General features: G+C 60.5%; 10 protein-coding genes. 1 reads left to right on the forward strand and 9 read right to left on the reverse strand.

The window, feature by feature from the left end; genetic code table 11:
• Nucleotides 1-99: 99 nt before the first annotated feature.
• Genes trpC through QMX98_RS26420 form a run of 3 tightly spaced genes read right to left on the reverse strand, consistent with a single transcriptional unit; the run spans nucleotide 100 to nucleotide 2,585 of the window.
• Nucleotides 100-936, reverse strand: coding sequence for an indole-3-glycerol phosphate synthase TrpC (gene trpC, locus QMX98_RS26410; RefSeq protein ID WP_010467200.1), 837 nt, complete (start codon nucleotides 934-936; stop codon nucleotides 100-102).
• Nucleotides 933-1,982 carry an anthranilate phosphoribosyltransferase gene (trpD, locus tag QMX98_RS26415; RefSeq protein WP_282411601.1) on the reverse strand — a complete coding sequence of 350 codons (1,050 nt, stop codon included), beginning with the start codon at nucleotides 1,980-1,982 and terminating at the stop codon, nucleotides 933-935. The genes trpC and trpD overlap by 4 nt, the downstream gene beginning before the upstream one ends.
• A 9-nt stretch (nucleotides 1,983-1,991) precedes the next feature.
• A complete protein-coding gene (locus tag QMX98_RS26420; RefSeq protein ID WP_282411602.1) occupies nucleotides 1,992-2,585 on the reverse strand; it encodes an aminodeoxychorismate/anthranilate synthase component II in 594 nt (197 codons plus the stop codon).
• Between the two features lie 405 nt (nucleotides 2,586-2,990).
• Here QMX98_RS26420 and estP point away from each other — a divergent pair, with 405 nt between their 5' ends.
• Nucleotides 2,991-4,901 (forward strand): esterase EstP, encoded by a 1,911-nt coding sequence (gene estP / locus QMX98_RS26425; protein WP_282411603.1) that lies wholly within the window; start codon nucleotides 2,991-2,993, stop codon nucleotides 4,899-4,901.
• A gap of 184 nt (nucleotides 4,902-5,085) precedes the next feature.
• Here the strand turns inward: estP and trpE are convergent, their stop codons facing one another.
• From trpE to QMX98_RS26455, 6 genes are all read right to left on the reverse strand, one after another.
• Nucleotides 5,086-6,567, reverse strand: a complete 1,482-nt coding sequence (gene trpE / locus QMX98_RS26430; protein ID WP_010467190.1) for an anthranilate synthase component I — start codon at nucleotides 6,565-6,567, stop codon at nucleotides 5,086-5,088.
• Nucleotides 6,568-6,638: 71 nt separating this feature from the next.
• The gene (locus QMX98_RS26435) at nucleotides 6,639-7,457 is read right to left on the reverse strand and encodes a phosphoglycolate phosphatase (protein ID WP_077747320.1); all 819 of its coding nucleotides are present in this window, start codon (nucleotides 7,455-7,457) and stop codon (nucleotides 6,639-6,641) included.
• Nucleotides 7,454-8,128 carry a ribulose-phosphate 3-epimerase gene (rpe, locus tag QMX98_RS26440; RefSeq protein WP_008035979.1) on the reverse strand — a complete coding sequence of 225 codons (675 nt, stop codon included), beginning with the start codon at nucleotides 8,126-8,128 and terminating at the stop codon, nucleotides 7,454-7,456. Before rpe ends, QMX98_RS26435 begins: the two co-directional genes overlap by 4 nt.
• An 80-nt stretch (nucleotides 8,129-8,208) precedes the next feature.
• Nucleotides 8,209-9,357 (reverse strand): iron-containing alcohol dehydrogenase, encoded by a 1,149-nt coding sequence (locus tag QMX98_RS26445; protein WP_102595488.1) that lies wholly within the window; start codon nucleotides 9,355-9,357, stop codon nucleotides 8,209-8,211.
• 219 nt (nucleotides 9,358-9,576) lie between these two features.
• Complete coding sequence (locus tag QMX98_RS26450) at nucleotides 9,577-10,401, reverse strand: ABC transporter permease (protein WP_010467184.1); 825 nt, start codon at nucleotides 10,399-10,401, stop codon at nucleotides 9,577-9,579.
• A gap of 12 nt (nucleotides 10,402-10,413) precedes the next feature.
• Nucleotides 10,414-11,661, reverse strand: a complete 1,248-nt coding sequence (locus tag QMX98_RS26455) for an ABC transporter permease (RefSeq protein WP_010467183.1) — start codon at nucleotides 11,659-11,661, stop codon at nucleotides 10,414-10,416.
• Nucleotides 11,662-11,822: the final 161 nt, after the last annotated feature.

Below are 11,822 nucleotides of genomic sequence, written 5' to 3' on the forward strand. Positions count from 1 at the left end.
ATCGCGAGCAAGCTCGCTCCCACAAGGAGTTTGCTGACACCGCAGATCCAATGTGGGAGCGAGCTTGCTCGCGATGGGGTCGACTCGGCCTGAGCCTGATCAGTCGAGGGTCGAACCGCTGACCGGACCGCCGCGCTCAGGAAAGAACAGGCGCTGCAGTTCAGTGCCCGGGCTTTCAGCGCGCATGAATGCCTCGCCCACCAGGAACGCGTACACGTCGCTGATTTCCATCAGTTCCACATCGGCCCGGTTGAGAATGCCGCTCTCAGTAATCACCAGGCGATCACGCGGAATACGTGGCAACAGGTCAAGGGTGGTTTCCAGGCTGACATCGAAGGTGTGCAGGTTGCGGTTGTTCACGCCGACCAGTGGCGTGTCGAGGGTTTTCAAGGCCCGCTCCAGCTCGTTGCCATCATGGACTTCTACCAGCACATCAAGGCCGACGCTTTTGGCCACGGCCGCCAGCTCGGCCATTTTCACGTCGTCCAGTGCGGAGACGATCAACAACACGCAGTCAGCGCCCAAGGCACGGGCTTCGACGATCTGGTACGGGTCGATCATGAAATCCTTGCGGATCACTGGCAGGTTGCACGCTGCCCGCGCCTGCTGCAGATACGCATCGGCACCCTGGAAGTAATCGATATCGGTCAGCACCGACAAGCACGTCGCGCCGCCCTTCTCGTAGCTTTTGGCGATGTCGGCGGGAACGAAGTGCTCGCGGATCACGCCTTTGCTTGGCGACGCTTTCTTGATTTCGGCAATGACGGCCGGTTGTTTCGACTTGGCCTGAGCAATCAATGCCTGGGCAAAACCACGGGGTGCATCGGCCGCCTTGGCCAGACTTTCCAGCTCCGCCAGACTCACACGGGCGCTACGCTCGGCGACTTCCTGGACTTTGCGGGCCAGAATGTTTTCCAGAACCGTCGGTACACTCATCCCTCATTCTCCACTTTGAATACCGCGGTAAATGCACCCAACTCCTCAAGTTTTTCCCGTGCGAGGCCTGTGTGCAGCGCATCGTGCGCCAGGGCAACGCCTTCTTTCAAACTGGTCGCCAGGTCGGCGGCGTACAGCGCCGCACCGGCATTGAGCACAATCATCTCGGCGGCTTTCTGACCGTTCTCGGTCTTGCGCTTGCCCAAAGCATCGCGAATCAGCTCAAGGGACGCCGCCGGACTTTCCACTGCCAGGCCGTGCAGGCTCTGGCTCTTCATGCCCAAGTCTTCTGGCTCGACCCAATATTCGGTGATCTGGTCATTCTTCAGTTCTGCCACATAGGTTGGCGCCGCCAGGCTGAACTCGTCCAGGCCATCCTTCGAGTGCACCACCAGCACGTGCTTGCTGCCCAGACGTTGCAAGACTTCGGCCAGTGGCCGGCACAACGCCTGACTGAACACGCCCACCACCTGATGTTTCACGCCGGCCGGATTCGTAAGCGGGCCAAGCATGTTGAACAAGGTACGCAAGCCGAGATCCTTGCGCGGGCCGGCGGCGTGCTTCATGGCACTGTGATGGGTCTGGGCAAACATGAAACCGATGCCGACGTTATCGATGCAGCGAGCCACCTGCACCGGGGTCAGGTTCAGGTAGATCCCGGCCGCCTCCAGCAGATCGGCGCTGCCGCTTTTGCCCGACACCGCACGGTTACCGTGCTTGGCTACGGTGCAACCGGCTGCAGCGACTACGAAGGAGGAAGCCGTCGAGACGTTGAAAATGTTCGCACCATCACCGCCGGTGCCGACCACATCGACGACGCCGTCGAGGGTCTTGAGTTCGACCTTGTCCGCCAACTCGCGCATGACAGAGACCGCGCCGACGATCTCATCGATGCTTTCGCTCTTCATACGCATGGCCATCATGAACGCGCCGATCTGCGCATCCGTGCATTGCCCGGTCATGATTTCGCGCATCACATCGCGCATTTCATCGGTGCTGAGGTCGAGCTGATCGACGATACGGCTCAGGGCTGTCTTGATATTCATGAAAAGTCCTTAGCGCGTGCCGCCGGTTTGTTTGAGGAAGTTTGCGAACAGCTCGTGGCCCTGCTCGGTGAGGATAGACTCGGGGTGGAACTGCACACCCTCGATGTTCAATGTCTTGTGGCGCAAGCCCATGATCTCGTCGATCGAGCCGTCTTCGAGCTGGGTCCAGGCGGTCAGCTCCAGGCAATCGGGCAGGGTTTCGCGCTTGACGATCAGCGAGTGATAACGCGTCACCGTCAGCGGATGATTCAGACCTTCGAACACGCCCTTGTCCTCGTGGAATACCGGGCTAGTCTTACCGTGCATGACTTGGCGGGCGCGGACTACATCACCGCCAAAGGCCTGGCCGATGGACTGGTGGCCGAGGCAGACGCCGAGTATCGGCAGCTTGCCGGCGAAATACTTGATCACGTCGAGCGAGATGCCGGCTTCGGTCGGTGTGCAAGGACCGGGGGACACGACGATGCGCTCAGGGTTGAGGGCTTCTATGTCGGCAATGGTGAGTTCATCGTTGCGCACGACTTTGACCTGGGAGCCGAGCTCACCGAGGTACTGCACAACGTTGTAAGTAAAAGAGTCGTAGTTATCGATCATCAGCAACATGGCGTTTGGAACCTCTTGAATTCACTGACTTTTAATACAGCCTTCGAATGATTACCCGCAGCGTCCTGCGCTTTTTCAGTCGCCGGGTGCGCCAGCAAAGCGGTATGTCATACGGGTGAAGAAGGCAAAGCGGTACAGGTCCGGCGGGGCCGGCAAAAGAATTCAGGCGCGCCAACGCCAGCGGGCGTGTGCCTTGATGACTTGATCCAGAAGTTTGCTGATGATCAACACGGGGAAGGTCTCATTCATACGTCTCGGCACAGTAACTTAGCTGGGCAGAGCGTGCAATATGGCCGTGGCGACTGGCTGCGAAACAATCGAAGGGTTCGCGACCGATGGCAAAAGGCCGGAAGTTTTTGGTACTGTCGTTTCGTTCACTACAACAATAAATAAACGGACTTGCTCATGATCAAACAGACGTTGTTTGTACCGCTCGCAGGATGCTTGCTCGCCGCAGCCTGCGCCCAGGCGATCGCCGCGCCTAACCCTTACTCCAATTTCGTCGTCTTCGGCGACAGTCTCAACGATGCCGGGACCTTTGCCGACACGGGCGGGCCTGCCGGCTCGACCCAGCGCTATACCAACCGCACGGGGCCGGTTTACCTGGATGGCAACGGTGAAGTCCGCTCGCTCAACTCCACACAGATCCTGGGGGGGAAACTGGGGTTCTCGGCGGATCAGACCGCCTCATCGTCCTCGGCGGTACGTGCCAGCAATGGCCAGCCCGATGGCAACAACTGGGCCGTCGGCGGTTATCGTACCGACCAGATTCTCGACTCGATCACCAGCACCTCCGCCACGGGTGATCGCACCCGGGCAGGCTACCTGCCGTCGAACAATTTCCGCGCCGACCCGAATGCGCTGTATTACATTTCGGGCGGTGGTAATGACTTCCTTCAGGGGCGCGTGACCAGCCTGCCCCAGGCCAGCGCTGCCGCCGATCGTCTGGTCAGCAGCGTGCAAACCCTGCAACAGGCCGGTGCTCGCTACATCATGGTCTGGCTGCTGCCGGACATCGGCTTTACCCCGGCCTTCAACGGCACCCCGTTGCAAGCGTTCACATCCCAGCTCAGTTCTCAGTTCAACACCGAACTGGTGAGCCAACTGCAAAACGTCAATGCCAACGTCATCCCGCTCAACATTCCGGTGCTGCTCAAAGAGACGTTTTCCAACCCGGCGCAGTTCGGCCTGGCCACCGACCAGAACCTGAGCGCCACCTGTTTCAGCGGCAGCAGCTGTACCGAAAACGCCCGTTACGGCATCAACAGTGCGACGCCGGACCCGACCAAGCTGATCTACAACGACTCGGTGCACCCGACCGAAGCCGGGCAGCGTCTGATTGCCGATTACGCTTACTCGCTGCTGGCCGCGCCGTGGGAAGCCACCCTGTTGCCACAAATGGCCCAGGGTACGCTGCGCTCTCATCAGGATGAGTTGCGCAACCAATGGCTGGCCGATTGGGAAAACTGGCAAGGCGTGGGCCAATGGCGAGCGATTGTCGCCGGCGGCGGCCAGCACCAGGATTTCGACAGCCAGCGCAGTGGTGCCAGTGCTGACGGCAATGGCGCCAACCTCAACATCGGTGGCAGCTACCGGCTGAATGACGCGTGGCGTGTAGGTTTGGCGGCGGGCTTCTACAACCAGAAGCTCGAAGCCGGCGACAACGATTCGGACTACAAGCTCAATACCTACATGGGCACGGCGTTCGCCCAGTACCAGCAGAATCGCTGGTGGGGTGACGCGGCCGTGACGGCCGGGCATCTGGATTACGACAGCCTCAAACGTAAATTCCAGCTGGGGGTCAATGAACGCGGGGAGAAAGGCGATACCGACGGCTATCTGGTGGCTTTCAGCGGTCGCGTGGGGTACGACATCGCGCCGATGGCGAGCAGCCCGTGGCACTTGTCGCCATTCGTGAGCGCTGATTTCGCCAAAGTTGAAGTCGACGGTTACTCGGAGAATGGCGCCGACTCCACTGCGCTGACATTCGACGACCAATCGCGCATTTCCCGGCGTCTCGGCCTTGGCCTCCAGGGTAAGTACCAGATCACCTCGCAAACCCAAGTCTTCGGCGAACTGGCTCACGAGCGTGAGTACAACGACGATACCCAGGATGTGACCATGAACCTCAACAGCCTGCCGAGCAACCGCTACACCCTGGCCGGCTATACCCCACAGACCAACCTGAACCGCCTGAACCTGGGCGTGAGCCACAACCTCACCAAGGACCTGGCTTTGCGGGCGAGTTATGACATTCGCAAGGATGATGACTTTACCCAGCAAGGCATTAACGTAGGCGTTGCGCTGGACTTCTAAACATCAGGCAAAAAAAACGCGGCGCCCTCACAGACGCCGCGTTTTTTTATGCTGAACACTTATTGTGGCGAGCGATCTTGCTCGCGCTCGGCTGCGAAGCAGTCGTCGATTGGGCCTGCTTCGCAGGCCAACGGGAGCAAGCTCCCTCGCCACAAAGGCTCACTCCCACAGATGTTGCGTGAACTCAGGCGTCCGGGGTTTGTTCGGCCAGGGCTACGGCGCGGAACATCGCGCGGCGCTTGTTCAGGGTTTCTTCCCATTCCAGCGCCGGCACCGAATCGGCGACGATGCCGCCGCCGGCCTGCACGTGCAGCTCGCCGTCCTTGATCACGGCCGTGCGGATCGCAATGGCGGTGTCCATGTTGCCGTTCCAGGCGAAGTAGCCCACCGCCCCGCCGTAGACGCCACGCTTGACCGGTTCCAGTTCGTCGATGATTTCCATCGCCCGAATCTTCGGCGCGCCCGACAACGTGCCCGCCGGCAAAATCGCCCGCAGCGCGTCCATCGCCGTCAGCCCGGCTTTCAATTGGCCAGTGACGTTGGAGACGATGTGCATCACGTTGGAATAACGCTCGATGACCATCTTCTCGGTGAGCTTCACCGAACCGATTTCCGAGACCCGGCCGGTGTCGTTGCGGCCCAGGTCGATCAGCATCAAGTGCTCGGCGATTTCCTTGTCGTCCGACAGCAGGTCTTTTTCCAGCGCCAGATCGGCCTCTTCGTTAGCCCCGCGTGGGCGAGTGCCGGCAATCGGGCGCACGGTGATCAGGTTGTCTTCGACCCGCACCAGCACTTCCGGCGAACTGCCGACGACGTGGAAGTCGCCGAAGTTGAAGAAATACATATAAGGCGTCGGGTTGAAGCAACGCAGCGCCCGGTACAGATCGATCGGCGCAGCCTTGAAGTCGATCGACATACGCTGCGACGGCACGACCTGCATGCAGTCACCGGCCAGGATGTATTCCTTGATGGTGTCGACGGCTTTTTCGTAATCGTCCTGGGTGAAACTCGAACGGAATACCGGGTCAGCCGACTGTTGCTTGCTGAAATCCAGGCCGCGGCGTGGGGTGATCGGCTGACGGAGTTTTTCCAGCAGCTCTTCCAGTCGCGCCTGGCCTTGCTCGAATGCATCGTCCTGCGACGGATCGGCCAGCACGATGGCGTGCATCTTCCCGGCGAGGTTGTCGAACACCACCACCGCGTCGGAGACCATCAGCAGAATGTCCGGCACGCCCAGCGGATCCGGGTTCGGGCATTTGCCCAGACGTTTCTCCACATAGCGCACGCAGTCGTAACCGAAGTAACCCACCAGACCGCCATTGAAGCGCGGCAGGCCGGGAATGGTTGGCACGTTGTAGCGGGCTTTGAATGCTTCGACGAAGGCCAGCGGATCTTCGGCTTCATGGCTTTCGATCTCGACGCCGTCGTGGGTCACGCTGACGTGATGATCATGAACCCGCAGCACCGTGCGGCACGGCAGGCCAATGATCGAATAACGGCCCCACTTCTCCCCGCCCTGCACCGATTCCAGCAGGTAGGAGTTTGGCTCGTCGGCCAGTTTCAGGTAGATCGACAGCGGCGTGTCGAAGTCGGCCAGGGTTTCGCAGGCCAACGGGATACGGTTATAGCCGGCAGCGGCCAAACGCAGGAATTCTTCGCGGATCATGGGGTAGCCTCGTGGCTTGAGGTGCTAACAGTCAGGTATGCAAACGCGCCGGAAAGCCGGCCAGAATCGAGTCAGGCGCGCCAACGCCAGCGGGCCAGGGCCTTGATGACTTTCATCCAGAGTTTGCGAGTGACCACCACGATGGCGTTTCCAGAAGGGGATTGAGCAACGTCGGGCAACGTTATCTCAGCGGCTGGATCCAGGCAACCGGGAATTAGCTTGCGCAGATCGTCGATCACCAGCGCCGGCGACTCTTCCGAAATCGGCCGACCGTGGTTGTAACCGTAGCTGAGGGCCACGCACTTGACCCCTGCCGCTTTCGCCGCCAGCACATCGCTGCGTGAGTCGCCGACAAACAGCGACTGCGAGGCCGGGATGTTGGCCATTTTCATCACGAAAAACAGCGCGGCAGGGTCAGGTTTCTTCTGCGGCAAGGTGTCGCCGCCGATGATCCATTTGAAGTAACGGCCGATTTTCATCTGATCCAGCAGTGGCGCGACGAAGCGCTCCGGCTTATTGGTGATCAGCGCCATTTCGACACCCTGCTTGTGCAGCCATTTCAGGGTGTCACGCACGCCGGGATAGACCACGGTCAGATCATGGCTCTCGCTGTAAGCCTCCATGAAGATATCCAGCGCGCCCTCGGCTTCGCCATCGTCGACCGCCGAATGGTCGATGCCGCCGGCCAGCGCACGGCGGACCAGCACCGGCGCGCCATTGCCGACCCATTCACGCACCGACTCGATGCCGGCGGGTTGACGCCCCAGTTTGAGCAGCATGTTATCCACGGCCACAGCGAGGTCCGGGACCGAGTCGACCAGCGTGCCATCCAGATCGAACATCACCAGCCGTGGCAGACGCCCCGGAAACAGCTGCTCAAAGCCACTCATGGACGAGCCAACGCCAGTTCGGAACGCATCTTTTCAATCACCTCTTGGTAGTTCGGTGCATTGAAGATCGCCGAACCGGCGACGAAGGTGTCCGCGCCAGCCGCAGCGATTTCACGGATGTTGTTCACGTTGACGCCGCCGTCGATTTCCAGGCGGATGTCACGGCCGGAGGCATCGATCAGCGCGCGTGCTTCACGCAGCTTGTCGAGGGTGCCGGGAATGAACTTCTGCCCGCCGAAGCCCGGGTTGACGCTCATCAGCAGAATCATGTCGACCTTGTCCATCACGTACTTGAGTACGTCCAGCGGCGTCGCCGGGTTGAACACCAGGCCGGACTTGCAGCCGCCCTCGCGGATCAGTTGCAGGGAACGGTCGACGTGCTGCGTGGCTTCGGGGTGGAAGGTGATGTAGGTCGCGCCGGCCTCGATGAAGTCACCGACAATGCGGTCCACCGGGCTGACCATCAGGTGCGCGTCAATCGGCGCGGTCACCCCGTATTTGCGCAGCGCGGCGCAAACCATCGGGCCGATGGTCAGGTTTGGCACATAGTGGTTGTCCATGACATCGAAGTGCACGAAGTCGGCGCCGGCGGCCAGGACGTTGTCCACTTCTTCACCCAGGCGGGCGAAGTCGGCGGAGAGAATCGACGGAGCAATGACGAAGGGCTGCATGACGCACCTTTTTTGAGCAGAATCACGATGGCGCGCATTGTATACCTCATGCTTTGACGCGCGCGACGTGGCCGCGATGATCAGTACGCCGCTCGGTAGATCTTCTCGATATCGACGGCGCTCAATTTACGTGGATTGTTGCGCATCAGGCGCTCGATCCCCGCCGCTTCCACGGCCATGGCCGGGATCGCATCCTCCGGCACACCGAAACTGCGCAGCCCTGGCGGAATCTCTACCGCCGCGCACAATGCGGTCATTGCCTCGACGGCTTTGTCCGCTGCTTCGTTGGCGCTCAGATGGACAGTCCTCACCCCCATGGCTTCGGCAATATCCTGCATACGCTCGACGCAGGCCATCTTGTTCCACGTCATGACATACGGCAGCAGCAAGGCGTTGCTGACGCCATGAGCGATGTTGAAACGCCCGCCCAGCGGATACGCCAGCGCATGCACCGCGCCGACCCCGGCATTACCGAAGGCCATGCCGGCCATCAGGCTGGCGGTGGCCATGTCTTCGCGGGCTTGCAGGTTGGACGGGTTGGCATAGGCCTTGGGCAGAGCTTTGGCGATCAGCTTGATGGCGCCGATGGCCAGGGCATCGGTGATCGGCGAGGCGTTGACCGAAAGGTAGGATTCGATGGCATGCACCAGCGCGTCGACACCACTGGCGGCGGTGACGCTGCGTGGGCAGGTCAGGGTCATTTGCGGACTGACCAGCGCCACGTCCGGCAATAGGTAGTCGCTGACAATCCCTTTCTTCAATTGCGCGACCTTGTCGGAGAGGATCGCCACATTGGTCACCTCCGAACCGGTGCCGGCCGTGGTCGGGATGGCGATCAGCGGCGGACCTTTGCGCGGCACCTGATCGATGCCGAACAAATCCTCCAGCGCACCGTGGTAACCGGCGTAGGCCGCGACGCTTTTGGCGATGTCGATGGCGCTGCCGCCGCCGAGGCCAATCAGACCGTCATGCCCGCCCTCGCGGTAAACCCGCATGCAGTCTTCGACGATGGCGATTTCCGGGTCTGGCAGCACACGGTCGAAAATTTCGTAGGATCGATCGCCCAACTGCGCCAGCGCCAGCTCGACCGTGCCGGACTTGACCAGCGCCGCGTCGGTGACGATCAGCGGGTTGTCGATATCCAGGCGGGTGAGTTCGGCGGCCAACTGCTCGATGGCACCTGCGCCGGTGATCAGTTTGTGAGCAATCTTGAAAGAGGAAAGACTCATCGTGCGCAGCCTCTTATAAATAGGGGAGCTGGGCACAATAGTAGCTGGGGATTGGGGTTTGTCTGCTATTCAGGTTGTGAATGACCCAACATCCCGAAACACCTTGAACTCCTGTGGGAGCGAGCCTGCTCGCGATAGCGGAGTATCAGTCGACATCAAGATTGAATGTCAGTCCGTCATCGCGAGCAGGCTCGCCCCCACAGGGGATGGTGTGTGGGTTTAGACCTGGGCAGTGCGCAGTTTTTCGCTGCGGCCACGCAGCCACTCGAGGGTCAGCAACAGGATCACCGAGAAGGCGATCAGCAGGGTTGCTGCAGCGGCAATCGTCGGGCTGAGGTTTTCGCGGATACCGCTGAACATCTGCCGAGGCAACGTCGCTTGTTCGGGACCGGCGAGGAACAGCGTCACCACCACTTCATCGAACGACGTCGCGAAGGCAAACAGCGCACCCGAGATCACACCCGGCGCAATCAGCGGCAACGTCACCCGGCGGAACGCCGTCAGCGGCGAAGCTCCCAGACTGGCAGCGGCGCGCACCAGGTTATGGTTGAACCCCTGCAAGGTCGCCGAAACAGTAATGATCACGAACGGCACGCCCAGCACCGCATGCACCACGATCAGCGAGAAGAAGCTGTTGCCCAGGCCCAACGGCGCAAAGAACAGGTAGCTCGCCACACCGATGATCACTACCGGCACCACCATCGGCGAAATCACCAGGGCCATGACCAGCGCCTTGCCCGGGAAATCACCCCGAGTCAGGCCAATCGCCGCCAGCGTTCCGAAGATCATCGCCAGCACCGTCGCCGCCGGAGCGACGATGATGCTGTTCCTCAATGCCCGCATCCATTCCGCCGAGGCGAAGAAGTCCTGGTACCAGTGCAGCGAGAAGCCTTGCAGCGGATAGACCAGGAAACTGCCTGAGTTGAACGACAGCGGAATGATCACCAGCACCGGCAGAATCAGGAACAACAGAATCAAGCCGCAGAGAATCCGCAAGCTGTAGAACCACACCCGCTCAATGGGCGACATATAAGGACTCAGCATTTCATTCTCCCCTTAGCTCAGGCGCAGGCGACTGGCGCCCACCAGCCAGCTGTAAATCAGATAAAGCACCACGGTCGCCAACAGCAGCAGCCCACCGAGTGCGGTCGCCATGCCCCAGTTGATGCTGGTGTTGGTGTAGAAGGCGACGAAGTAGCTGACCATCTGATCGTTCGGGCTGCCCAGCAACGCCGGGGTGATGTAGTAGCCGATGGCGAGGATGAACACCAACAGGCAACCGGCGCCGACACCGGCATAGGTCTGCGGGAAGTACACCCGCCAGAAACTGGCGAACGGGTGGCAGCCGAGGGAAATCGCGGCGCGCATGTAGGTCGGCGAAATGCCTTTCATCACGCTGTAGATCGGCAGAATCATGAACGGCAGCAGGATGTGCACCATGGAGATGTAAACGCCTGTGCGGTTGAACACCAACTCCAGCGGTTTATCGATGATGCCCAGCGCCATCAGGCCGCTGTTGATCAAGCCACCCGATTGCAGTAACACGATCCACGCGGCCACCCGGACCAGGATCGAGGTCCAGAAAGGCAACAACACCAGAATCATCAGCAGATTACTTTGGCGTGACGGCAGGTTCGCCAGCAAGTAAGCCAAGGGATATGCCAGCAACAAGCAGATCACGGTGATGATCAGGCCCATCCAGAACGTGCGGGCGAAGATGTCGAGGTAGATCGCCTGGTCAGGCGTGGCCGGTGCGATTTCGCCGAGGTCGTCGATGCGATGATCGACAGCCGCCAGCAAATAGTACGGTGTGATGTTGCTGGTGTTGCGGCGCACCGCTTGCCAATAGGCCGGGTCGCCCCAGCGTTCGTCGAGGCCTTCCAGCGCTTCTTTATAAGAGGCCGGTTCAGTGGCGAACGGCAAGGCGCGGGCGGTTTTGGTCAGCAGGCTGCGGTAGCCGGCCAACTCCATGTTCAAACGCTTGGACAAGTCGCCCAGGGTCTGATTCTTGCGCGCTTCAGCGAGGTCTTCGCTGGCCGCTTTGTACACCGGCTCGGCGGGCAGGCCGCGGCCGTCCCAACTGGCGATGGCCGCCACAGTGCGCGGCATGCCGCCGACCACTTCTGGGTTACCAACGCTTTTGTAGAGCAGCGCCACGATCGGCACCAGGAACACCAGCAACAGAAACAGCACCAGGGGCGCGATCAAGGCCTGGGCCTTCCAGCGGTTGATCCGCTCGGCGTGCTTGAGCCGCTGCTTCAAGGTGGGGTCAGTGCCCGCGTTCAGGGGAATGGCGGTGGCCATGGCGTACTCCGGAAATCTTTGATCGTTGCAGAGGCAGGCAAGCCACCTCTGTTCCTGATAACTACATATCACCCCTGTAGGAGCGAGGCTTGCCCGCGAAAACGTCGACACATTCAACATTAATGCTGACTGACACGCCGCCTTCGCGGGCAAGCCTCGCT

The organism is Pseudomonas sp. PS02303 (assembly GCF_029959925.1).
GTDB lineage: Bacteria > Pseudomonadota > Gammaproteobacteria > Pseudomonadales > Pseudomonadaceae > Aquipseudomonas > Aquipseudomonas mandelii.